At 68.4% G+C, this 22952-nt stretch carries 25 protein-coding genes; 14 read left to right on the top strand and 11 right to left on the bottom strand.

The window, feature by feature from the left end:
- Positions 1 to 43: 43 nt before the first annotated feature.
- On the top strand, positions 44 to 1546 hold the full coding sequence (locus tag M2163_RS25660) for a glycosyltransferase 87 family protein (RefSeq protein ID WP_280895149.1): 1503 nt from the start codon (positions 44 to 46) through the stop codon (positions 1544 to 1546).
- A 102-nt stretch (positions 1547 to 1648) separates the two neighbouring features.
- Here M2163_RS25660 and M2163_RS25655 read toward each other — a convergent pair whose 3' ends face one another.
- From M2163_RS25655 to M2163_RS25645, 3 genes are all read right to left on the bottom strand, one after another.
- Complete coding sequence (locus M2163_RS25655; protein WP_037707235.1) at positions 1649 to 2680, bottom strand: alanine racemase; 1032 nt, start codon at positions 2678 to 2680, stop codon at positions 1649 to 1651.
- Positions 2681 to 2754: 74 nt separating this feature from the next.
- On the bottom strand, positions 2755 to 3876 hold the full coding sequence (gene femX / locus M2163_RS25650; RefSeq protein ID WP_020134135.1) for a peptidoglycan bridge formation glycyltransferase FemX: 1122 nt from the start codon (positions 3874 to 3876) through the stop codon (positions 2755 to 2757).
- 178 nt (positions 3877 to 4054) lie between these two features.
- Positions 4055 to 4369 carry a hypothetical protein gene (locus M2163_RS25645; protein WP_280850519.1) on the bottom strand — a complete coding sequence of 105 codons (315 nt, stop codon included), beginning with the start codon at positions 4367 to 4369 and terminating at the stop codon, positions 4055 to 4057.
- 263 nt (positions 4370 to 4632) lie between these two features.
- On the opposite strand from M2163_RS25645, the gene rpsF reads away from it, so the two are divergent.
- The 4 genes from rpsF (at position 4633) to rplI (ending at position 6362) form a co-directional block, all read left to right on the top strand.
- Positions 4633 to 4923: a 30S ribosomal protein S6 gene (rpsF, locus tag M2163_RS25640; protein WP_007383258.1), complete on the top strand. Its 291-nt coding sequence runs from the start codon at positions 4633 to 4635 to the stop codon at positions 4921 to 4923.
- An 80-nt stretch (positions 4924 to 5003) separates the two neighbouring features.
- Positions 5004 to 5603, top strand: coding sequence for a single-stranded DNA-binding protein (locus tag M2163_RS25635; RefSeq protein ID WP_280850520.1), 600 nt, complete (start codon positions 5004 to 5006; stop codon positions 5601 to 5603).
- Between the two features lie 57 nt (positions 5604 to 5660).
- Positions 5661 to 5897, top strand: a complete 237-nt coding sequence (gene rpsR, locus M2163_RS25630; RefSeq protein ID WP_006381652.1) for a 30S ribosomal protein S18 — start codon at positions 5661 to 5663, stop codon at positions 5895 to 5897.
- 18 nt (positions 5898 to 5915) lie between these two features.
- Complete coding sequence (gene rplI / locus M2163_RS25625; protein ID WP_020134131.1) at positions 5916 to 6362, top strand: 50S ribosomal protein L9; 447 nt, start codon at positions 5916 to 5918, stop codon at positions 6360 to 6362.
- Positions 6363 to 6502: 140 nt separating this feature from the next.
- Here rplI and M2163_RS25620 read toward each other — a convergent pair whose 3' ends face one another.
- The gene (locus tag M2163_RS25620; RefSeq protein WP_280895148.1) at positions 6503 to 7840 is read right to left on the bottom strand and encodes an MATE family efflux transporter; all 1338 of its coding nucleotides are present in this window, start codon (positions 7838 to 7840) and stop codon (positions 6503 to 6505) included.
- A gap of 459 nt (positions 7841 to 8299) precedes the next feature.
- Between M2163_RS25620 and dnaB the strand changes: the two genes are divergently transcribed.
- A complete protein-coding gene (gene dnaB, locus M2163_RS25615; RefSeq protein ID WP_280895147.1) occupies positions 8300 to 9778 on the top strand; it encodes a replicative DNA helicase in 1479 nt (492 codons plus the stop codon).
- A 97-nt stretch (positions 9779 to 9875) separates the two neighbouring features.
- Entirely contained in the window at positions 9876 to 11261 is a 1386-nt protein-coding gene (locus M2163_RS25610; RefSeq protein ID WP_280895146.1) for a serine hydrolase domain-containing protein, read from the top strand.
- Positions 11262 to 11350: 89 nt separating this feature from the next.
- On the opposite strand, the gene M2163_RS25605 is transcribed toward M2163_RS25610, so the two are convergent.
- A complete protein-coding gene (locus tag M2163_RS25605) occupies positions 11351 to 11803 on the bottom strand; it encodes a GNAT family N-acetyltransferase (RefSeq protein ID WP_280895145.1) in 453 nt (150 codons plus the stop codon).
- 220 nt (positions 11804 to 12023) lie between these two features.
- Here M2163_RS25605 and M2163_RS25600 point away from each other — a divergent pair, with 220 nt between their 5' ends.
- On the top strand, positions 12024 to 13232 hold the full coding sequence (locus M2163_RS25600; protein WP_280895144.1) for an MFS transporter: 1209 nt from the start codon (positions 12024 to 12026) through the stop codon (positions 13230 to 13232).
- Between the two features lie 79 nt (positions 13233 to 13311).
- Here M2163_RS25600 and M2163_RS25595 read toward each other — a convergent pair whose 3' ends face one another.
- Positions 13312 to 14178, bottom strand: coding sequence for a GNAT family N-acetyltransferase (locus tag M2163_RS25595; RefSeq protein WP_280895143.1), 867 nt, complete (start codon positions 14176 to 14178; stop codon positions 13312 to 13314).
- A 223-nt stretch (positions 14179 to 14401) separates the two neighbouring features.
- On the opposite strand from M2163_RS25595, the gene M2163_RS25590 reads away from it, so the two are divergent.
- Complete coding sequence (locus tag M2163_RS25590; RefSeq protein WP_280895142.1) at positions 14402 to 15034, top strand: HAD-IB family phosphatase; 633 nt, start codon at positions 14402 to 14404, stop codon at positions 15032 to 15034.
- A gap of 228 nt (positions 15035 to 15262) precedes the next feature.
- On the top strand, positions 15263 to 16555 hold the full coding sequence (locus tag M2163_RS25585) for a globin domain-containing protein (protein WP_280895141.1): 1293 nt from the start codon (positions 15263 to 15265) through the stop codon (positions 16553 to 16555).
- An 11-nt stretch (positions 16556 to 16566) separates the two neighbouring features.
- Here the strand turns inward: M2163_RS25585 and M2163_RS25580 are convergent, their stop codons facing one another.
- The 5 genes from M2163_RS25580 to M2163_RS25560 all read right to left on the bottom strand — a co-directional run bounded on the left by M2163_RS25580 (position 16567) and on the right by M2163_RS25560 (position 20310).
- Entirely contained in the window at positions 16567 to 17049 is a 483-nt protein-coding gene (locus M2163_RS25580) for an NUDIX hydrolase (protein ID WP_280850530.1), read from the bottom strand.
- An 88-nt stretch (positions 17050 to 17137) separates the two neighbouring features.
- A complete protein-coding gene (locus M2163_RS25575) occupies positions 17138 to 18058 on the bottom strand; it encodes a LysR family transcriptional regulator (protein ID WP_280895140.1) in 921 nt (306 codons plus the stop codon).
- A 240-nt stretch (positions 18059 to 18298) separates the two neighbouring features.
- The gene (locus M2163_RS25570; RefSeq protein ID WP_280895139.1) at positions 18299 to 19438 is read right to left on the bottom strand and encodes a cystathionine gamma-lyase; all 1140 of its coding nucleotides are present in this window, start codon (positions 19436 to 19438) and stop codon (positions 18299 to 18301) included.
- Positions 19435 to 19926, bottom strand: a complete 492-nt coding sequence (locus M2163_RS25565; protein WP_280895138.1) for a low molecular weight protein-tyrosine-phosphatase — start codon at positions 19924 to 19926, stop codon at positions 19435 to 19437. Before M2163_RS25565 ends, M2163_RS25570 begins: the two co-directional genes overlap by 4 nt.
- Before the next feature lie 6 nt (positions 19927 to 19932).
- Positions 19933 to 20310 carry a phage holin family protein gene (locus M2163_RS25560; RefSeq protein WP_280850534.1) on the bottom strand — a complete coding sequence of 126 codons (378 nt, stop codon included), beginning with the start codon at positions 20308 to 20310 and terminating at the stop codon, positions 19933 to 19935.
- Between the two features lie 58 nt (positions 20311 to 20368).
- Between M2163_RS25560 and M2163_RS25555 the strand changes: the two genes are divergently transcribed.
- The 4 genes from M2163_RS25555 (at position 20369) to M2163_RS25540 (ending at position 22907) form a co-directional block, all read left to right on the top strand.
- A complete protein-coding gene (locus M2163_RS25555; protein WP_280850535.1) occupies positions 20369 to 20686 on the top strand; it encodes a cupin domain-containing protein in 318 nt (105 codons plus the stop codon).
- Between the two features lie 158 nt (positions 20687 to 20844).
- Positions 20845 to 21057: a DUF5326 family protein gene (locus M2163_RS25550; RefSeq protein WP_037711649.1), complete on the top strand. Its 213-nt coding sequence runs from the start codon at positions 20845 to 20847 to the stop codon at positions 21055 to 21057.
- 577 nt (positions 21058 to 21634) lie between these two features.
- A complete protein-coding gene (locus M2163_RS25545) occupies positions 21635 to 22372 on the top strand; it encodes an IclR family transcriptional regulator C-terminal domain-containing protein (RefSeq protein ID WP_280897312.1) in 738 nt (245 codons plus the stop codon).
- 97 nt (positions 22373 to 22469) lie between these two features.
- Entirely contained in the window at positions 22470 to 22907 is a 438-nt protein-coding gene (locus tag M2163_RS25540; protein ID WP_280850536.1) for an SsgA family sporulation/cell division regulator, read from the top strand.
- The last annotated feature ends 45 nt before the right edge of the window (positions 22908 to 22952 follow it).

Here is a 22952-nt window from a genome sequence, read left to right as displayed (position 1 = left end):
GGCCCTCGGCGTACTCATGGCCTCGTACGGCAGGATGGGCCGCATGCCCAGTGCTGAATCGACGCCAGCGAGCGTGCACGAGTCGGACCCGGTGCGTCCGACCAAGGACGACGAGGTCGCCAGGAACGGCAGCGAGTTCATCGGCGGCCCACTCGGGCGGCGCGCCCTGCTGGGGACCTCCTGGTGGACGCCTGTCCGGATCATCGCGCTCGTGGCCATCGGAATGTTCGCGCTCGGCCTGGTCCAAAAGGCGCCCTGCTACAACGGCGGCTGGTTCTTCGGGGCCAGCTCCCAGTACACCCACGCGTGCTACTCGGACATCCCGCACCTCTATCAGGGGCGCGGCTTCGCCGACGGGCTCGTCCCGTACTTCGACAAGCTTCCCGGTGACATGCAGTACCTCGAATACCCGGTGCTGACCGGTGTGTTCATGGAGGTTGCCGCCTGGCTCACACCGGGGAGCGGCAGCATCCAGGACCAGGAGCAGTGGTACTGGATGGTCAATGCCGGGATGCTGATGGCCTGTGCGGCCGTCATCGTCGTCTGCGTGAGCCGTACCCACGCCCGCCGCCCGTGGGACGGCCTGCTGGTCGCCCTGGCGCCGGCCTTCGCGCTGACCGCCACCATCAACTGGGACCTGCTGGCGGTCGCTCTGACGGCCTCCGCGATGCTGATGTGGGCGCGGGGCCGTTCGCTCGCCTTCGGCGTCCTCCTGGGGCTCGCCACAGCCGCCAAGCTCTACCCGGTCTTCCTGCTCGGGCCGTTGTTCGTGCTGTGCTGGCGGGCGGGCAAGTGGCGGGACTTCGGCAAGGCCCTGGGCGGCGCGCTCGTCTCCTGGCTCGTGGTGAACCTGCCGGTGATGCTCTTCGCCTTCGACGGCTGGTCGAAGTTCTACACGTTCAGCCAGGAGCGGGGTGTGGACTTCGGTTCCTTCTGGCTGATCCTGGCCCAGAACTCCTCCGACCCGCTGAGTACCGAAACGGTCAACACCCTCGCCACGCTGCTGGTGCTGCTGTGCTGCGCGGGCATCGCGGCGCTGGCCCTGACCGCCCCGCGCCGACCGCGCTTCGCCCAGCTGGCGTTCCTGATCGTCGCGGCGTTCATCCTCACCAACAAGGTCTACTCGCCGCAGTACGTCCTGTGGATGGTGCCGCTGGCCGTACTGGCTCGCCCCAAGTGGCGCGACTTCCTCATCTGGCAGGCGTGCGAGGTGGCGTACTTCCTGGGGATCTGGATGTACCTCGCCTACACGACCAGCGGCAACGCTCACAAGGGTCTGCCGACCGACGGCTACCACTGGGCCATCGCCCTGCACCTCCTGGGCACCGCCTACCTGTGCGTGATGGTCGTGCGCGACATCCTCATGCCGGAACGGGACGTGGTACGCCGGGCCGGCGACGACGATCCCTCGGGTGGCGTGCTCGACGGAGCCGAAGACGTCTTCGTGCTGGGTCCCGCCGCCCACCCGCCAAGGCACGCGGCCCACTTCGAGGGGCCGCAGGTGGAGTGGGGCAACGACCGGGAGGCCACCGACCGTTCGCTGTGAGCGAACAGGCCCCGTATGGCGTACGCCGATTGCGGCACACGCGTCAAAGGCCGTACACGGACATCCCGTGTACGGCCTTTTCGCCTGTGGAGCCTCAGGTGGTCAGCGGTCGACGATGCGGTCGAACTGCGTGGTGGTGTGGCGCAGATGGGCCACCAGTTCCTCGCCGACCTTCGGCTCGGGGGCGTCCGAGGGCACGAACAAGATGGAGACCTGCATGTGCGGCGGCTCTGCGAACCAGCGCTGCTTGCCGCCCCAGACGAACGGAGAAAGGTTCCGGTTGACCGTGGCCAGGCCGGCCCGGGCGACCCCCTTGGCGCGCGGCATGACGCCGTGCAGGGCCTTCGGGGCCTCCAGGCCCACACCGTGCGAGGTACCGCCCGCCACGACGACCAGGAAGCCGTCGGAGGCCGCCTTCTGCTGCCGGTAGCCGAAGCGGTCCCCCTTGGAGACGCGGGTGACGTCCAGGACGGCCCCGCGGTACTCGGTGGCGTCGTGGTCCCCGAGCCACAGCCGGGTCCCGATGCGGGCCCGGAAACGGGTCTGCGGGAACTGCTGCTGCAGTCGGGCGAGATCCTCGGCCTTGAGGTGGCTCACGAACATGGTGTGCAGCGGCAGCCGGGCCGCGCGCAGCCGGTCCATCCAGCCGATGACCTCCTCGACGGCGTCGGAGCCGTCGGTGCGGTCGAGCGGGAGGTGGATCGCGAAGCCCTCCAGGCGGACGTTCTCTATGGCGGCGTGCAACTGCGGCAGGTCCTGCTCGCTGATGCCGTGCCGCTTCATCGAGGACATCACCTCGATGACCACGCGGGCGCCCACGAGGCCGTAGACACCGTCGATGGACGACACCGACCGGATGACCCGGTCGGGCAGCGGAACGGGCTCCTCGCCGCGCCGGTACGGCGTCAGCACCAGCAGGTCACCGCCGAACCAGTCCTTGATCCGTGCGGCCTCGTAGGTCGTGCCGACGGCGAGGACGTCCGAGCCCAGCCGGGTGGCCTCCTCCGCCAGCCGCTCGTGCCCGAAGCCGTAGCCGTTGCCCTTGCAGACCGGGACGAGCCCCGGGAACTGCTCCTGCACGTGCTTGTGGTGCGCCCGCCAGCGCGCGGTGTCGACGTAGAGCGTGAGCGCCATGGCCGGACCCGGAACCTTTCTAGTGGCTGCGGTGTATCAGAGGTATGCGAGCTATTGAAGCGAACAGCGCGACGTCAGCGGCGCGACATGTAGATGTCGAGAGCCTTGTGGAGCAGCTTGTTGAGCGGGAAGTCCCACTCGCCGAGGTACTCGGCCGCCTGACCGCCCGTGCCCACCTTGAACTGGATCAGACCGAAGAGGTGGTCGGTCTCGTCCAGCGAGTCGGAGATGCCCCGCAGGTCGTAGACGGTCGCGCCGAGCGCGTAGGCGTCGCGCAGCATCCGCCACTGCATCGCGTTCGAGGGCCGGACCTCGCGGCCGATGTTGTCGGAGGCGCCGTAGGAGTACCAGACGTGGCCGCCGACGATCAGCATGGTCGCCGCCGACAGGTTCACACCCTCGTGCCGGGCGAAGTACAGCCGCATCCGGTTGGGGTCCTCGGTGTTGAGGGCCGTCCACATGCGCTGGAAGTACGACAGGGGGCGGGGCCGGAAGTGGTCGCGCACCGCGGTGATCTCGTACAGCCGCTGCCATTCCTCGAGGTCCTGGTAGCCGCCCTGGACGACCTCGACGCCGGCCTTCTCGGCCTTCTTGATGTTGCGGCGCCACAGCTGGTTGAAGTTCTTGTGGACCTCTTCCAGGGAGCGGTTCGCGAGCGGCACCTGGTAGACGTAGCGGGGCTGGACGTCACCGAAGCCGGCTCCCCCGTCCTCGCCCTGCTGCCAGCCCATGCGGCGCAGCTTGTCGGCGACCTCGAAGGCGCGCGGCTCGATGAAGTCGGCCTCGATGTCCCGCAGGCGCTTCACGTCCGGGTTCTGGATGCCCGCCTTGATGGAGGTGGCCTCCCAGCGCCGGATGATCACCGGCGGGCCCATCTTCACCGAGAAGGCGCCCTGGTGCTTGAGGTGCGCGAGCATCGGTTCCAGCCACTCGGTCAGATTCGGCGCGAACCAGTTGATGACCGGGCCCTCGGGCAGATAGGCGAGATAGCGCTTGATCTTGGGCAGCTGGCGGTAGAGGACGAGACCCGCGCCGACGAGCTCGCCGGTCTTCTCGTCGAACCAGCCGAGGCTCTCGGAGCGCCATTCCGCCTTGACGTCTGCCCAGGCAGGAACCTGCATGTGGCTCGCCGAGGGCAGGCTCTGGATGTATGCCAGATGCTGCTCGCGACTGATCGTCCTCAGGGTCAGGCTCATTCGGGGCGCTCCTCGGGCTGGTGTGTCCCCATGGGTACAGGGGCTCCGGCTCTCGCGCCGAAGCCTACTGCGCCTGGGGAGCGCCCCGGCTGGGCGCACGGAACCTGCGCCCCGGCTCAGAGGCCGCCGAGGCGTTCCGTGGTGCTTTGGGTGGTGTCGGGGGACGGTGCCCGTGGCGTCAGTTGATGACCCCGCCGAAGAGGCCGCCGTGCGCCATGCCGAGGAAGAACCCGACCGCGGCGGCGCCGAGGCCCAGGATCAGTCCGAAGCGCTCCCGTGTGGTCTCCGAGATCCACTGGCCGTACGCGCCGGTGAGGATGCCCACCAGGCCGGTCCAGGAGCTGAGCAGGTGCAGGTTGTCGAACATCGCCGTGACGAAGGCCGTGATGCCCAGCACCAGGGTCACCGCGAGCAGCGTGTCCTGGAGGGGGTGGGGCTTTCCGTCCGTGGCGAAAAGGCCTCCGGCGGTGTTGGGTCGCATTGCCTGTGCCATAGGGCACCTCCTGCGGAAGGCGGCGCATCGTAGCGCCATACACACCCGATGTGTACAGAGTGACCGCCCCCGGGGCCGGATTTCAACCGGAAGCCGGTGTGCGGGTAGTCTGTACCGTCTGCACGGTGTCTGCCCATGTCACGACCGGGACTACCGCGAGGAAGCCCCGATTGTCAGTGGCGGCCGATACCGTTGCGTACGCATCACAACCCTCCTGCCACGGAACGACCGTGGCCGTTGAGTCCAAAGGAGGTGGGTTCCACATGCGTCACTACGAGGTGATGGTCATCCTCGACCCCGATCTGGAGGAGCGCGCTGTCGCCCCCCTGATCGAGAACTTCCTCTCCGTCGTCCGTGAGGGCAACGGCAAGGTGGAGAAGGTCGACACCTGGGGCCGTCGTCGGCTCTCGTACGAGATCAAGAAGAAGCCCGAGGGCATCTACTCGGTCATCGACCTGCAGGCCGAGCCTGCGGTCGTCAAGGAGCTCGACCGCCAGCTGAACCTGAACGAGTCGGTCCTCCGGACCAAGGTCCTCCGCCCCGAGACCCACTGAGCTCTCCCGCTCAGTTGATCCCGGGATCCGAGTAGCAGCAGCAACCAAGCAGCCAGAGCAAACCCGCCGAGAGGTTCCCCATGGCAGGCGAGACCGTCATCACGGTCGTCGGCAATCTTGTCGACGACCCCGAGCTGCGCTTCACCCCTTCCGGTGCGGCGGTCGCGAAGTTCCGTGTCGCGTCCACCCCCCGCACCTTCGACCGTCAGACGAACGAGTGGAAGGACGGCGAGAGCCTGTTCCTGACCTGCTCGGTCTGGCGTCAGGCGGCGGAGAACGTCGCCGAGTCGCTCCAGCGAGGCATGCGCGTCATCGTGCAGGGCCGGCTGAAGCAGCGGTCCTACGAGGACCGTGAGGGCGTCAAGCGCACGGTCTACGAGCTGGACGTCGAGGAAGTCGGCGCCAGCCTGCGCAGTGCCACGGCCAAGGTCACCAAGACGGCCGGTGGTGCCGGTCGTGGTGGCCAGGGCGGTTACGGCGGCGGTGGAGCCGGCGGCCAGGGTGGCGGCGGCTGGGGCGGCGGCCCCGGCGGCGGTCAGCAGGGCGGCGGCGCTCCTGCCGACGACCCGTGGGCGACCGGCGCTCCCGCCGGTGGCAACCAGGGCGGCGGTGGCGGCGGCTGGGGTGGAAACTCCGGCGGCGGCGGTGGCGGCGGCTACTCGGACGAGCCCCCCTTCTAGGCCTCGGGCCGAGGGGTGGGTCGTACCCACACTTCTTGATCACACAGGAGAAACACCATGGCGAAGCCGCCTGTGCGCAAGCCTAAGAAGAAGGTCTGCGCTTTCTGCAAGGACAAGGTCCAGTACGTGGACTACAAGGACACGAACATGCTGCGGAAGTTCATTTCCGACCGCGGCAAGATCCGTGCCCGCCGCGTGACCGGCAACTGCACGCAGCACCAGCGTGACGTCGCCACGGCCGTGAAGAACAGCCGTGAGATGGCGCTGCTGCCCTACACGTCCACCGCGCGATAAGGGAAGGGTGACCGACTAATGAAGATCATCCTCACCCACGAGGTCTCCGGCCTCGGTGCCGCGGGCGACGTCGTCGACGTCAAGGACGGTTACGCTCGTAACTACCTGATCCCGCGGAACTTCGCGATCCGTTGGACCAAGGGTGGCGAGAAGGACGTCGAGCAGATCCGTCGTGCTCGCAAGATCCACGAGATCCAGACCATCGAGCAGGCCAACCAGGTGAAGGCCCAGCTCGAGGGCGTCAAGGTCCGCCTGGCCGTCCGCTCCGGCGACGCCGGTCGTCTCTTCGGTTCCGTCACCCCGGCCGACATCGCGTCCGCGATCAAGGCTTCCGGTGGCCCCGAGGTCGACAAGCGCCGCATCGAGCTGGGCTCGCCGATCAAGACGCTGGGCGCTCACGAGACGTCCGTGCGTCTGCACCCCGAGGTTGCCGCCAAGGTCAACATCGAGGTCGTCGCGGCCTGATTGCTGCGCGTGGCTTGAGCAGTAGTGAGAGGGGCCGTACCTGTTGGGGTACGGCCCCTCTTGCTTGTCCTGGCGCCGTCGTGAAGGTCCCGGTGTTTCACGTGAAACGGGACGGGCTCACGGTGTTTCACGTGAAACGGTCAGCGGGTCGCCCCGGTGACGAGCCAGCGACCTGAGCGAGTGCGCAGCCAGAGCGTCAGCATGCGGATCAGCATCATCAGGGTCATCGCCGCCCACAGGGCCGTGAGACCGCCGTCCAGGGCGGGCACGAGGAGTGCTACCGGGGCGAAGGCGGCCAGGGTGATCACCATGGCCCAGGCGAGGTAGGGCCCATCGCCTGCACCCATCAGTACGCCGTCCAGGACGAAGACGACACCGCAGATCGGCTGGGAGAGCGCCACGATCACCAGAGCGGGCAGGGCGGTGTCCTTGACCGTGGAGTCACTGGTGAACAGGGGCAGGAACAGCGGTCGGGAGAGTACGACCAGGACGCCGAGAACAACCCCGACCGCGATGCCCCACTCGACCATCCGACGGCATGCCTGCCGGGCACCTTCGGTGTCGCCGGCTCCCAGATAGCGGCCGATGATGGCCTGCCCGGCGATGGCGATGGCGTCCAAAGCGAAGGCGAGCAGGCTCCACAGGGACAGAATGATCTGGTGGGCGGCGATGTCGGCGTCCCCCAGTCGGGCTGCAACGGCTGTCGCGATCATCAGGATCGCCCTCAGGGAAAGCGTGCGGACCAGCAGAGGTACACCGGCTTGGGCGGAGGCTCTGATCCCTGCGGCGTCAGGACGCAAGGAAGCGCCGTGCCTGCGGGCTCCTCGGACGACAACCACGAGATAGGCGGCCGCCATACCGCACTGGGCGATGACTGTGCCCCATGCAGAGCCCGCGATGCCGAGGTCGGCGCCGTAGACGAGGCCTGCGTTGAGAACGGCGTTGGCCACGAAGCCGGCGATGGCGACATAGAGAGGGGTCCTGGTGTCCTGCAGCCCGCGGAGTACCCCGGTCGAGGCGAGGACCACCAGCATGGCAGGGATGCCCAGGGCAGAGATGCGCAGATAGGTCGTGGCGTAGGGAGCCGCGGTGTCAGAGGCCCCGAAGAGTTCCACGATCGACGGGGCGGTGGGGAGGACGACGGCGATGACCGCTGCCCCGAGCAGCAGTGCCAGCCAGATGCCGTCCATGCCCTGACGGATCGCGGCCTGGAGATCGCCCGCTCCTACACGGCGGGCTACGGCGGCCGTAGTGGCGTAGGCGAGGAAGACGAAGACACTGACGGCCGTCATCAGAAGGGCTGAGGCGATGCCGAGACCGGCGAGTTGCGCAGTACCCAGATGGCCGACGATCGCGCTGTCGACCATGACGAAAAGGGGCTCGGCGACAAGCGCGCCGAAGGCCGGGACGGCGAGGGCGACGATCTCGCGGTCGTGCTGTCGCCGGGTGGCCTTGGGGGCCGCGGACGCCTGTGTCATGTGCATCAATCTAATCGTCCACAGGTAAGAGATGCAATCTGGATTGGACCCTTACTTGTGTTCGGGGGGTGTGCACAGCTGTGTACAGTTCGAACTGATCTTGAGCCGACCGGGAAAGTTTTTCTTCTGCACAGCCGGTGGACGGCGAAGCCGCAGGTCAAAGCCCCTCTTGGCGAATGAGGCAGAGCTTGTTCACAGGGCTGTCCACCGGGTCGTGCACAGGTTTTGTGGAGTTCTCCACAGCATCCGGGCGGTCGTCCACATGGCCTGTGGATAACCAGATTGGCTGACGGTGCCCGCGGGCCTACGGTGGTCCGGCGCCCGCTCCGTTCGTCGGCTGGGAAACCAGCACAAAACCGACGCGCCAGAACCGGAGTTGGGCGTCTCATTTGTCAGTGTCGTGCCGTAGAACTGAGAAGCACGGCGAGGTCCGCTCGGCGGACGGGAGGAGGTGGCTCGGTGAGTATTTCCGAGCCCTTGGACGACCCGTGGGCCGACAGCGGGCCCAGTGATCGTCTGCCTTCCTCGCGCCGCCGCGGCGACGGGGGCCGGGGGCGCGACGAGCAGCACGACCGCGGCAGGGACACCGGTGAATGGGACGGCGGAGGCACGGCCTTCGAGCGTGTCCCACCCCAGGACCTGGACGCCGAGCAGTCCGTCCTGGGCGGCATGCTCCTGTCCAAGGACGCCATCGCGGACGTCGTCGAGGTCCTCAAGGGCCACGACTTCTACAAGCCCGCCCACGAGACGATCTTCCAGGCGATCCTGGACGTCTACGCCAAGGGTGAGCCGGCCGACCCCATCACGATCGCCGCCGAGCTCACCAAGCGCGGCGAGATCAACAAGGTGGGCGGCGCATCGTATCTGCACACGCTCGTCCAGACCGTGCCGACGGCGGCGAACGCCGAGTACTACGCGGAGATCGTCCACGAGCGAGCCGTCCTGCGGCGCCTGGTCGAGGCGGGGACGCGCATCACCCAGATGGGATACGCGGCCGACGACGACGTCGACGAGATCGTCAACCGCGCCCAGGCCGAGATCTACGCGGTCACCGAGCAGCGCACCAGCGAGGACTATCTGCCGCTCGGCGACATCATGGAAGGCGCGCTCGACGAGATCGAGGCGATCGGCTCACGCAGTGGCGAGATGACCGGTGTGCCCACCGGCTTCACCGACCTCGACTCGCTCACCAACGGTCTGCACCCGGGACAGATGATCGTCATCGCGGCCCGCCCCGCCATGGGCAAGTCCACTCTCGCGCTGGACTTCGCCCGCGCGGCCTCGATCAAGCACAACCTGGCCAGCGTCATCTTCTCCCTCGAAATGGGGCGCAACGAGATCGCGATGCGCCTTCTGTCGGCCGAGGCGCGGGTGGCCCTGCACCACATGCGCTCGGGCACCATGACGGACGAGGACTGGACCCGCCTGGCGCGCCGGATGCCCGAGGTGTCCTCCGCCCCGCTCTACATCGACGACTCCCCGAACCTGTCGATGATGGAGATCCGCGCGAAGTGCCGGCGGCTGAAACAGCGCAACGACATCAAGCTCGTGATCATCGACTATCTCCAGCTGATGCAGGCCGGTGGTTCCAAGCGCTCCGAGAGCCGGCAGCAGGAGGTCTCGGACATGTCCCGTAACCTCAAGCTCCTGGCCAAGGAGCTGGAGGTCCCGGTGATCGCGCTCTCGCAGCTCAACCGTGGTCCCGAGCAGCGCACGGACAAGAAGCCCATGGTGTCCGACCTGCGTGAGTCGGGCTCCATCGAGCAGGACGCCGACATGGTGATCCTGCTGCACCGTGAGGACGCCTACGAGAAGGAGTCACCCCGCGCGGGCGAGGCGGACATCATCGTGGGCAAGCACCGTAACGGCCCCACGGCGACGATCACCGTCGCCTTCCAGGGCCACTACTCGCGCTTTGTGGACATGGCCCAGACCTGACGCGGGTGCCTCTCTGGGGCGTTCGTTGCCGGAAGAGCTCCGCACCCCGGGCCTAAAGAAGTCGACGCCCGCGTCCCCCACGGGATGGACTGGGGGCATGACGACATCTCAGGAAGAGCTGCTTCCCGGTACACGCCGGGCGCTGCTGCACCGTATCGCCGTGGCCCAGGCGGAGGGGAGGGCGCCCTCGCTGGTCGCGGCGGTCGTGCGGGACGGACGAACCGTGTGGGGCGGTGCGCGCACCTCGGTGGACGGGCACGGACCTGACGAGAACGTGCAGTACCGCATCGGCTCGATCACCAAGACCTTCACCGCCGTCCTCGTCCTGCGACTGCGTGACGAGGGGCTGATCGACCTCGGTGACCCGCTGGAGAAGCACGTACCCGGTACGGGAGCGGGGGAGGTCACCGTCGCCGAACTTCTGGCTCACACCGGCGGGTTGGCGGCCGAGTCCCCGGCGCCCTGGTGGGAGCGCTCCTCGGCGGAGCTGCGTCCCGAACTCGCCGATGTACTGGGCGAGCAGCCCTTCCTGCACCCGGTGGGACGTCTCTTCCACTATTCGAACCCCGGTTACACCCTGCTGGGGGCGCTCGTCGAGAAGGTGCGCGGGGCGCCGTGGGAGGAGGTGCTGCGGCGGGAAGTTCTGGCACCTCTGGGGCTCGACCGCACGAGTGTCCGTCCCCAGGCACCGCATGCGGGCGGCTGGGCGGTGCATCCGTGGGCCGATGTGATGCTGCCCGAGCCGGCCGAGGACCTCGGGCGGATGGCTCCGGCCGGCCAACTCTGGTCCACAGCGGCGGACTTGGCCCGCTTTGCGGTCTTCCTGACGAACGGTGACGACCGGGTGCTGTGCGCGGAGACGGTGCGTGAGATGCGCACACCCGCAGCACCGGCCGGGGTGGGGGAGCTCGCCGACGGTGCCACGTACGGGCTCGGGTTGCAGATCCAGCACCGGGACGGGCGGCTGCTCGTGGGCCATTCCGGGTCACTGCCGGGCTTTCTCGCGAATCTCACGATCAGCGTGGCGGACGATGTCGCCGCGGTCGTGCTGGCCAACTGCACCTCCGGTCCGCTGCTGTCCGTCGTGGGATCCGATCTCGTACGGATCGTCGCCGAGGCCGAGCCCAGGATCCCCGAGCCGTGGCGACCGATGCGCGAGGCCGAGACGCCCGCTCTGGAGCTGGCGGGTCAGTGGTACTGGGGAACGAACGGATTCGCCCTACGGCTGACGGCGGATGGACTCGTCTCGCTGGAGCCCTTGTCGGGCGCAGGCCGGCGCTCGCGATTCCGGGCCAACGGCGACGGCACCTGGACCGGTCTGGAGGGTTACTTCAACGGGGAGGTTCTGAAGGCCGTACGGCGGTCTGACGGAACCGTGGACCACCTGGACCTCGGTTCGTTCGTGTTCACCCGGCAGCCGTACGACCAGGGGTCGTCCGTGCCTGGGGGTGTGGATCCGGAGGGATGGCGGGGCATCGGGTAGACGGCGCCCTGACCGATGGACCGGGAGGCGTCCGGTTTCACGTGAAACCGGACGCCTCCGGCGTAGAGAGGAAACAGTCCACGAGCCGGTCACAGGGCCAGCTTGAAGCCCACGTGTGAGGCTGTGAAACCGAGCCGTTCGTAGAAGCGGTGGGCGTCCGTGCGGGTGTTGTCCGACGTCAGCTGCACCAGCCGGCAGTTCTGGCGGCGGGATTCCTCGATCGCCCACTCGATGAGTCGCGACCCGAGGCCACTGCCACGCTCGTCGGCGTGGATGCGCACCCCCTCGATGATCGATCTGGTGGCACCGCGCCGGGACAGGCCCGGAACGACGGTGAGCTGGAGCGTGCCGACCACCCGGTGCTCTCGTGTGGCGACGACCAGATGCTGGTTCGGGTCGGAGCTGAGGCGTTCCAGCGCCGCCAGGTAGGGGGCCAGGTCGTCCGGGGACTCGCGCTGGGCGCCCAAGGGGTCGTCGGCGAGCATGCCGACGATCGCGGGAATGTCGTCCGCCGTAGCGTGCCGAATCTCAAGATCTCCCATGTCCGCACCCTATGCGGGGACCTGGTGCGAGCACGCCGCAGGTGCCCGGAGGCATTCCAGACCCGTACGAGTGGGGCGAGTTCGGGGGTGCCTCCTCCGTCCTGTGCCGTACGCGGCAGGAGCGAACCTAAATTGCCGTCGCTTGCAAATATAGAGCGTCTGCAATTATTGTGAGGGTGCGCAACATGCTCATGCAATCGTCTGGAAGGTGTCACCCCCCATGCCGCTCGCGCTCCTGGCTCTCGCGATCGGGGCCTTCGGAATCGGAACGACCGAGTTCGTGATCATGGGGCTGCTGCCCGAGGTCGCGGACGACTTCGGGGTCTCCATCCCCACCGCCGGGTTCCTGGTCACCGGCTACGCGCTCGGTGTCATGTTCGGCGCCCCGCTGATGACCGCCCTCGGCACCAAGATCTCCCGCAAGCGGATGCTGATGCTGCTGATGGGCCTGTTCATCGTGGGCAACCTGCTCTCCGCCCTGGCCCCGGCCTTCACCGTCATGCTCATCGGCCGCGTGGTCGCCTCCCTCGCCCACGGAGCCTTCTTCGGGATCGGCTCAGTCGTCGCCGCGGACCTGGTGGCACCGCACAAGAGGGCCGGAGCCATCGCGATGATGTTCACCGGCCTGACCGTCGCCAACGTCGTGGGCGTCCCGCTGGGCACACTGATCGGCCAGAGTGCGGGCTGGCGTCTCACCTTCGCGATCGTCGCGGGCCTCGGTGTCGTCGGCCTGATCGGCATCGCCAGGCTCGTCCCGGAGGTTCCCCGGCCGGAGGGCGTGCATCTGCGTCACGAACTGGCCGCCTTCAAGAACGCCCAGGTGCTGCTCGCCATGGCGATGACCGTCCTCGGCTTCGGCGGTGTCTTCGCGGCCATCACCTACATCGCCCCGATGATGACCCACGTGGCAGGCTTCGCCGACGGCTCGGTGACCTGGCTGCTGGTCCTCTTCGGCCTGGGTATGGTCGGCGGCAACCTCATCGGCGGCAAGTACGCCGACCGCGCCCTGATGCCCATGCTGTACGTCTCCCTGGGCGCCCTGGCTGTCGTGCTCGCGCTTTTCACGGTCACCGCGCATCACAAGCTGCTGGCCGGCGTCACGATCGCTCTCATCGGCGCCCTGGGCTTCGCCGCCGTACCGCCGCTCCAGAAGAGGGTCCTCGACCATGCGCACGAGGCACCGACGCTCGCCTCGGCCGTCAACATCGGTGCCTTCAACCTCGGCAACGCCCTCTCCGCCTGGCTCGGCGGCCTGGTCATCTCGGCCGGCTTGGGCTACACCGCCCCCAACTGGGTGGGCGCCGCCCTGGCCGCGGCTGCCCTGCTCCTCGCCTTCCTCTCGGCCGCGCTGGAGCGCCGTGACAACGCTCCGAGCGTCGTGGTCGCAGGAGCGACACCCGCTGACCAGCGGTCCGCCGTGCACCACTGACGCATGACCCGCAGCCGCGCGTGACGACGGCGCCGGTGCCCCGCAGTTCGGGGCACCGGCGCCGTCGTACAGCTGTGTCTCAGAGCGCGGCCACGGTCAGTGGGGCGAACCGGCGGCTCCAGTCGCCGGGCAGCTCGGGGATCCCGTACGTCATGACCGAGTTGAAGGCGACCGACGCCAGACCGCGTTCCTTGGCCCAGCCCCGCAGCTCTTCGTGACGTACGTCGATGTCGGTGCGCAGCGGGCGGTCGGTGCCGGCGGCGAGCGACGTGAGGAGCGCCTGGGCCGTCTCGGTGTCACGGGCGACAAGCGGGCCCACCACATGGGTGTCCATGTTGGGCCAGGCGGCGGCGTACCCGATGATCCGGCCGTTCTCCTCGGCGACGCGGAACTGGTCGGCGAAGGCGGGCAGCCGGGTGATGAGGTGCGTGCGATCCGTGCCGAGCACCTCCTCGTCGAGCCGGAGAATCGCGGAGAGGTCCTCGGCACCTGCCGCACGCGTGCTCACCGTCGGCGCCGGACTACCCGGGGTGAACTGGCCGCGGAGCATCTCCGCCCGGCCAGTGACCTTGAAGCCCAGTTCCTCGTACAGCGGGCGGCCGTACGGCGTCGCGTGAAGAGTCAGTGGGGTGGTGCCCATCGCGGAGAGAATGTGGCGCATGAGCCGGCGGCCGATGCCCTGTCGGGCGTGCCGTTCGGCGACCAGCACCATCCCGATCGCTCCCAGATCGGGCTCGCTGTAGGGCCCGTACTCCGTGACCACACATGCGGTGACGAGCCCTCCGGCGGGGTCGTCGATGCCGTAACCCTTTCCGGCCGTGAGGAGGAGGCCCCACTTGTGCTCCTCGCGTGGCCACCCCCGGTCCTCGGACAAGTCCGCGCAGGCGGTGAGATCGCGAAGCGTCAGACGACGGATGGGGAGAGCGGCAAGAGAAGGAGTAGGCACGCAGGTCAGGCTGTCCGACACGGCCCCTCGGCGTCCACCGGTTTCCCGGGGTGTGTAGAAGCTTTTGGCCATGTCGTAGCCAAGCGCGCACCGCGCGATCAGATGCCGGGTGTTTCACGTGAAACATCGGAGAACGGCGACCGTCCGACGATCGGCCGAAGGTGCACGATGTCTCACCGGTCTCTTGAACACGAGCCTTCGCCGGACCACTAGCCTCAAGCACATGCCGCGACTTCATCTCTTCGACATGGACGGCACTTTGCTGCACGGGACCAGTGCGCCCGTGCAGATTTCCCGACAGCTCGGACTCGAGGCCGAGACGGTGGCACTCGACCAGGCGATCGGGGCTGGACTGATAGGGCCGCCCGAATACGCGCAGCAGGTGTACGCGTTGTGGGCATCCCTGACGGAGGCACACGTCGCCGCGGCCTTCCAAGATGCTCCGTGGCTGGCCCGCATCCGTGAGGTCTGGGCGGAAATCAGGGAGCAGGGGGACTACTGCGCGGTCGTATCGCTCTCACCGTCCTTCTTCGTGGAACGGCTCACCAGTTGGGGAGCACATGCCACGTACGGGTCCCGGTTTCCGGCTGTCCCCTTCACTGAGCCCATGGACCCTGCCGGAGTGCTCAGCGCCGCCGCCAAGGTGTTGATCGCTGACCGCTTGTGCGCGCAGTTCGGCGTGACGAGAGCCGATTGCGTCGCCTATGGCGACTCATCTTCCGACAGGGACCTGTTCGCCGCGGTACCGATCTCGGTCGCGGTCAATGCGGACCAGCACCTGTCCGATATCTCGACCCACTCCTACAGGGGCATGGATCTGTGGGAAGCCTATGAATTGGTGCGCCACGCACGGTAATCCGCACCGGGGGTGCGAACCCTGGGCGGCAGCGAGCGGGGCAATGCAGCCTAACGGGACGGAGAGATCGAAGACCTGCATTCGTGGGTATGCGGTCGGCGCATTCGTGCGCAGTGGGACGCTGCGGTGAGGGTGCTGTGGGGGTCGTGACGCCCAGGGGGAAAGCAAGCCGTCTGCGGGGGAAAGCAGGCAACTTCCGACCGAGGAATTGCGCAGACCGACCGAAAGATGTTCGAGGCGAGGCACACCATGGACGCTCCGACCGGCACGCCGGCCGACGACGGCACTTCCGGGGGCGGGGCCGGCTGGTTCTCTTCCGACAGCCGGCCGACGTCGGAGGCCGACCGAGGAGCGGCTGCACCTGCCGGGAAAGCAGAGTTCGCGGGCCTGCCCCCGACGGACCAGCCGCCCTCCCCGGACGCCGTCCGTATCCGCCGGACCATGGCCGAGGTCGCGCCCGTCGCGGAGCAGGTCACGTCGTATTTCTACGCGCTGCTCTTCGTACGCCACCCCTATCTGCGCCCGTTGTTCCCCGCCGCCATGGACGCCCAGCGGGACCGCCTGCTCAGGGCGCTGCTGACGGCGGCCGAGCTCATCGACAACACCGCGGCACTGGAGGACTACCTGGAGAACCTCGGGCGCGGCCATCGCAAGTACGGCACTCGCGCCGAGCACTACCCGGCGGTCGGGGAGTGCCTCATCGGCGCATTGAGCAGGTATGCCTCCAGCAGCTGGGACACGGAGACCGAAGCGGCCTGGGTCCGGGCGTACACGACGATCTCGCAGATGATGATCGACGCGGCGGCCGCGGACGAACTGCGCGCTCCGGCCTGGTGGCACGCGGAGGTGGTGTCGCACGACCTGCGAACCCCGGACGTCGCCGTCGTCACGGTCCGGCCCGACCAGCCCTATCCGTTCCTCGCCGGCCAGTACGCAAGCCTGGAGACGCCGTGGTGGCCGCGCATATGGCGGCACTATTCGTTCGCCTCGGCGCCCCGCTCGGACGGGCTTCTGTCGTTCCACGTGAAGGCCGTCCCCGCGGGTTGGGTCTCCGGTGCCCTCGTGCACCGGGCCCGCCCGGGGGACATCATCCGGCTCGGTCCGCCCAGTGGGTCCATGACCGTGGACCACACCACCGACAGCGGACTGCTCTGCCTGGGCGGCGGTACCGGGATAGCTCCGATCAAGGCGCTGGTCGAGGACGTGGCCGAACACGGCGCACGGCGCTCGGTCGAGGTGTTCTACGGAGCCCGCACCGACAACGACCTGTACGACATCGACACGATGCTCAGGCTCCAGCAGTCCCACCCGTGGCTGTCGGTCCGGGCCATCGTCGATCAGCAGGCCCGTCTCCAGCTCCCGGACGCCATTCGCGCGTACGGCCCGTGGCACGAGTACGAGGCCTACCTCTCGGGCCCGCCGGGCATGATCCGCAGCGGTGTGGACACGCTCAGGTCCATCGGGATCCCCTCGGAACGCATACGTCACGACTCCGTGGAGGAACTCGTCCTGGCCCGGTGACCCGGTGAGAGTCAGCCCAGGTCCGGTGCGTGCATGGCCCGTACGCCCTCGATGTTGCCGTCCAGATAGTGGCGCAGGGACAGCGGAACCAGGTGGACGGAGGCGATCCCGACGCGGGTGAACGGCACCCGGACGATCTCGTACTCCCCGACCGGCTCGTCCACTTCGGGTCCGTGCCGCAAGGACGTGTCCATCGACTCCAGGTGGCAGACGAAGAAGTGCTGCACCTTGACTCCGGTCGCCCCGCCATCGTCGCCGATGTGCTCGACAGTGTCCACGAAGCAGGGGACCACGTCGGTGATCTTCGCGCCGAGCTCCTCGTACACCTCGCGGTGCAGGGCGTCGACGACGGTCGTGTCCGTCGGCTCGACTCCACCGCCGGGAGTCAGCCAGTAAGGATCCATGCCGGGTTTGGTGCGCTTGATCAGGATCAGATCATCGCCGTCGAGCAGGACGGCACGGGCGGTGCGCTTGACCACGGGTCGGACGGTCATGGGGGGTATGTGGCCCGGATGGTTCCACGTGAAACATCGCTTGGTGTCACCGGTCGGGCTCCCTGCGTGAAATGCATGAAACCCCTGCTCAGCACCAGTCGGCAGCCGCCCGCAGCAGCCATTCGTGCGCCCGCGCGATATGCGGCATGGCCAGTGTCCCGGTGCGCACCACCAGGAAGTAGGTGCGCAGGGGCGGCACGGCGGGCTCGTGCAGCGCGACGACGTCCCCCCGCCCCAGGGCGTCCGCACACAGATAGCGCGGCAGTACCGCGAGCCCGGCGCCCGCGACCGCGCAGGCAAGGACGGCACGCAGGTCGGGGACGACGACGGTGCCCGGTGCGGCCGGGCGGGAATCGAAGACGGAGGCCCAGTAGCGGGAGACGAAGGGCAGCGATTCGTGCACCTCGATCACGGGGACGTCTTCGAACACGGGCGCTCGCTTGACGGCGGGAAGGGTCCTGGTCTCGTCTCCCGCCCCGAGCCGTCCGGCCCAGCCCGGGGCGGCGATCAGGACGTGTTCCTCGTCGCAGAGCGTGCTCGCGGTGAGCAGCGCACCCCGCGGACGGGCCGTGCTGATGGCCAGATCGTGATGTCCGGCGGCCAGCCCCTCCAGGGTCTCCTCGGCGTTCCCGAAGGAGACGCGCAGGGCGAAGCCCTGGCCGTCCTCGCCGGTCAGTTCGGTGAGAGCGGGAAGCGCCCGCTCGGCCGTGAACTCGGGAGGCCCCGCGAGATGCAGCGTGCGCAGCGACGACTCGTCGTCGAGGCCGGTCTCGGTGATCTCCACCAAGGCGTCGAGATGTGGTGCGGCCTTGTGGGCGAGTTCGTCGCCGATGCTCGTAGGAGTCACGCCGCGGGCCTGCCGTAAGAACAGGGGGCGGCCCAACTGCCGTTCCAGGGTGCGGATCTGCGAGGTGACGGCCGGCTGCGACAATCCGAGCAGGGCGGCGGCGCGGGTGAAGGAACCGGCCCGGTGCACCGTCACGAAGGTGCGCAGCAAGGCCAGATCCATGGTGACGTCCCCTTCCCTGCCCCTTTCCCGGCCCCGAGGCAAGGGCCCAACTATAAATATGTCGATAGGTCTCTGTCGCTACTGTGATTGGACACTGACACAGAGTCAACTAGCCTTGTTCGCGCGGTTCTTCGCGCGCGGAACCGGGGCGGTCCGAGCCACGAGGGGGGAGGCTCGGACCGTCCGTCGTACGTAGCCCGGCATGGCCGCGCGGCGCCATGAGAATGCCTGCCGGGGCGGTCAGCCGGCCGACTCGTCCAGGGCACGCAGTACATCCGCCACGAGGTCCTCGGGATCCTCGGCGCCGACGGAGAAACGGATGAAGCCCTCCGGCACGTCGTCCCCGCCCCAGCGCCGACGCCGCTCGGCCGTGGAGCGCACCCCGCCGAAGCTCGTCGCGTCGTCCACGAGCCGCAGGGCGTCGAGGAAACGGTCGGCACGCGTGTGCGTGGGCAGCGTGAAGGACACCACGCATCCATAGCGGCGCATCTGCTGCGAGGCGATCTTGTGCGAGGGGTCCTCGGGCAGCCCCGGGTAGCGCAGCCCGGTCACCTCGGGCCGCTCCCGCAGGGCCCGGGCGAGCACGAGAGCGGTCGCGTTCTGCCGGTCGACCCGCATCTGGAGCGTGGCGATCGAGCGATGGGCGAGCCAGGCCTCCATGGGCCCGGCGATCGCCCCGACGATCTTCCGCCAGCGGCGTACGGCGTCCATGGCCTCGCCCTCGCGACCGGTGACGTATCCGAGGAGGACGTCTCCGTGCCCCGTCAGCTGCTTGGTGCCGCTGGCCACGGAGAAGTCCGCGCCGAGCTCCAGCGGGCGCTGTCCGAGCGGTGTGGCGAGCGTGTTGTCGACGGCGACGAGCGCACCGCGCGCGTGTGCCGCCTCGACGAGCCGCCGGATGTCGCACACGTCGAGACCGGGGTTGGACGGGCTCTCGATCCACAGCAGCCGCGCCCCGTCGAGGACGTCGAGCTGGGCGTCACCGCCGGTCGGCGCGGTGCGCACCTCGATGCCGTACGCCTCCAGCTGGGCGCGGATCAGCGGCAGCACCTGGTAGCCGTCGCTGGGCAGGACGACCGTGTCCCCGGCACGCAGCTGCGAGAAGAGCACGGCGGAGATGGCGGCCATGCCCGAGGCGAAGACCAGGGTCTCCACGCCGTCCCGCCCCGGCGCCTCCAGCTCACCGATGGCCCGCTCCAGCAGGCTCCAGCTCGGGTTGGTGTCGCGGCCGTAGGTGTACGGGCCGTCGACCTCCCCCGGCAGATGGAAGTGGGCGGCGAAGGTCGGTCCGGGCAGGGTCGGTTCGTTCTTGACCGCCTCGGGCAGTCCGGCCCGCACCGCGCGCGTGCCCTCCCCCTGGTCCGCAGCCCTCTCGCTCATGCCACCCGTCCTTCCGTCTGTTCGCGCACCGCGGCGAGCAGACCCTCGCTCGCCGCCTCCACCATCTCAAGACACTCCTCGAAGCCGTCGAGGCCCCCGTAGTACGGGTCCGGGACGTCGAGGTCGGCGCCCGCGGCGGGATCGTACGAACGCAGCAGCCGTACCTTCCCGGCGTCCTCCGGGGTGGGCGCGAGACGCCGCAGTGTCTTCAGATGGCCGGCGTCGAGGGCGACGACGAGATCGAGGCGGGAGAACCAGGAGCGCTGGAACTGCCGGGCCGTGTGGGTGCCGTCGTAGCCGTGCTCCTCGAGGACGGACACCGTGCGCGGATCCGCGCCGTCGCCCTCGTGCCAGCCGTCCGTACCGGCACTGTCGACCTCGACCAGGCCGTTCAGGCCGGCTTCCGCGATGCGCGCGCGGAAGACCGACTCGGCGATCGGGGAACGGCAGATGTTGCCCGTGCAGACGAAACAGACGCGGTAGGTCATGCCACCTCAGTCCTCGTCGGGCAGGACGACGTGCAGGGCCCAGGACACGATCGAGATGATCAGGCCGCCCAGGACGGCGGTCCAGAAGCCCTCGACATGGAAGCTCAGGTTGAGCACGTCGGAGAGCCACGAGGTCAGCAGCAGCATCAGTGCGTTGACGACCAGCGTGAACAGGCCGAGCGTCAGGATGAACAGAGGGAAGGTCAGGACCTTCACGACCGGCTTGACCAGCCAGTTCACCAGACCGAAGACCAGGGCGACGAGGATCAGCGTCCAGACCTTCTTGCCGGTGCTGTCACCGGTCAGGGTGATCTTGTCGAGCAGCCAGACGGCGACCGCCAGAGCACCCGCGTTGGCGATCGTCTTGACTAGGAAATTCTTCATGTGTCTGATCGTGGCAGAAGAGATCGGTCATGGGCACTGACGAGGGCGGACTTAGTCGATGAAGGCATTCCGGTTGGATGAACTGGAGGCGGAGCGGGCCGCCAACGACGGCGCCTACCTCCAGTTCCTGCGGGAGCGGAACATGTCGGTCGGCCTGTACGCACTCGACGCCGGGGCGCAGGACCCGCAGCAACCGCACCGTCAGGACGAGGTCTACTTCGTGGTCAGCGGGCGCGCGGCGATCACCGTGGGCATGGAGACCACCCAGGTGGCGCGGGGCAGCGTGGTGTACGTGCCGGCCGGTGTCGCCCACAAGTTCCACCACATCACCGAGGACCTCAGGGTCATGGTGGTGTTCTCTCCCCCCGAGAGCTGACCTGGGATCTCGGGGTTCCCTAGGGGATCAGTCAGGGGAGGACAAGGGGTGCGAAGCCCCCGCGGCGACACCTCGCGGCCCTAGCATCGACTGCAGGACATTGGTGGATCCGGTACCAGAGGGGCCGGACAGTGCCGGACTGCAGAGAGGTAAGTGCGATGGGAGAGATCTTCGCGGGGCTGCCGTGGTGGGTGAAGTGGATCGCGGTGCCGGTCATCGCCCTGGTCGTGTTCGGCGGGCTGATAGCCACGGTCGTCGGCTTCGTCATCGGCCTGCTCTTCAAGCTGCTGGTCTTCGTGGCCCTGGTCGGCGGACTCGTCTACGTCGTACGGAAGTTCATGTCGAGCTCCTCGTCGCGCAGCGACTGGTGAGCGTGCGGGGCGGGCGGGGCGACCGGTAACAGGAATCCCCTGTTCCCTCGGGCGAGGGAAGTTTCCCGGACGGGCCGTATACGTGCGGTGGCGGACCGTTAAAGTCCGGAACTCGACGCGGGGACGACCCCGCGAGCGGAGTACACCCCCTCCCGTGTTCCCCGCACGGGCTGCCCCCCTCGCGCTCCGGGAGTGCCCCTTGGCCACGGTTGACACCGCACCCGCACAGATCGACGCCCGCTCGACGACGCCACCGAGTCGGCCGACGCCTCCGACCCAGCCGACGGCTTCGGTACGGCCGACGGTTCCTGGAAGCCCGGCAGCTCCCGCTCAGCCGGGAGGGTCGACGCGGCCCACAGAGCCCACCGGACGGGCCACTCCTGCTCAGTCGCCGGCCCCGGCCACGGTCCCGGCAGGGGCGTCGGCTCCCGAGCAACCGTCCGCTTCCGCCCGGCCGACGGCGCCGGTCGGGGCTTCGGCCCCCGTGCAGCCCGCGACCTCCGTACGACCGTCAGCCCCCGTCCAGCGGCACGCGGCCCCCTCCTGCGAAGCTGCCGATCAGTCTCACTCGGCGACCCTGATCGGGTCTGTGCAGCGCGCGATGCGCCTGCTCGAATCCGTCGCACAGCACGAGTACGGAGCCCCCGCCAAACAACTCGCCCGCGAGACCGGGCTGGCCCTCCCCACGGCGTACCACCTGCTGCGCACCCTCGTGCACGAGGGCTATCTGCACCGCGACAAGGGCCTGTTCTTCCTCGGGGAGGCGGCTGAGCGGCTGAGCAGCAGCGGAGCCGAGCAGAAACGTCGCAGCACCGTCGTCGAGGCGCTGGCGCACTGGCGCGACCTGATCGGCGTCCCGGTGTACTACGCGCAGTACCGCGACGGCGAGATCGAGGTCCTCTGTGTCTCCGAGAGTCCGGGAAACCCGGCGGTCGAGGAGTGGGCCGACTTCCGCGAGACCGGGCACGCACACGCCATCGGGCAGTGTCTGCTGTCCCAGCTCGACGACGAGGCCCGGCGCGACCACCTCGACCGGTATCCCGTGCAGTCCCTCACGCCGTACACCGTGCGCGACGGCCACAGTCTGCTCCGGCGTCTCGAACGGACGGCACGGATGGGACCGGTGATCGAGCGTCAGGAGTACGCCCTGGGGGCCGTGTGCGCGGCGATTCCGATCACCGTGGGTAACGCTGCGGCGACGATGGCCATCTCTCTGCCCGCCCATCAGGCGGGCCGGTTGTTGGCCGCCACCCAGCAATTGCAAGAAGAAATCGGTCGCTTGATGGGCTCGCTGGCGATCTCTATCAGTATCTGAAAACTCACTCCTTGTGATCTGTCGTGCACGTTCAGCAAGATGCCACCAGTGTCAGAGGGTTCATTCCGGCCAATGAAGGCAGATGACGGGGTAGGCGATGCGCGAGACCGTACAAGCAGAGGTCATGATGAGCTTTCTCGTCTCCGAGGAGCTCTCCTTCCGCATTCCCGTGGAGCTGCGCTATGAGGCCTGCGATCCTTACGCGGTCAGGCTCACCTTTCACCTCCCGGGCGATGCCCCGGTGACCTGGGCTTTCGGCCGCGAGCTGCTGATCGACGGGGTGGGCAGGCCCTGCGGGGAGGGCGATGTGCGGGTCGCGCCCGCCGGTTCCGACCTGCTGGGCGACGTCCTGATCAGGCTTCAGGTGGGCGGTGACCAGGCCCTGTTCCGCTCGTCGACGGCGCCGATCATCGCGTTCCTCGACCGCACCGACAAGCTGGTTCCGCTGGGCCAGGAGGCGGCACTGGCCGATTTCGACACCCATCTCGACGAGGCGCTGGACCGGATCCTGGCGGAGGAACAGAGCGCGGGCTGACCCCTTGACGCCCTGACGGCAACGAGGTGGCGGAACGCTTCATCG

This window comes from Streptomyces sp. SAI-135 (genome assembly GCF_029893805.1).
In the GTDB taxonomy this organism is placed as follows: Bacteria; Actinomycetota; Actinomycetes; order Streptomycetales; family Streptomycetaceae; genus Streptomyces.
This window is presented reverse-complemented; position numbering and strand designations above follow the sequence as displayed.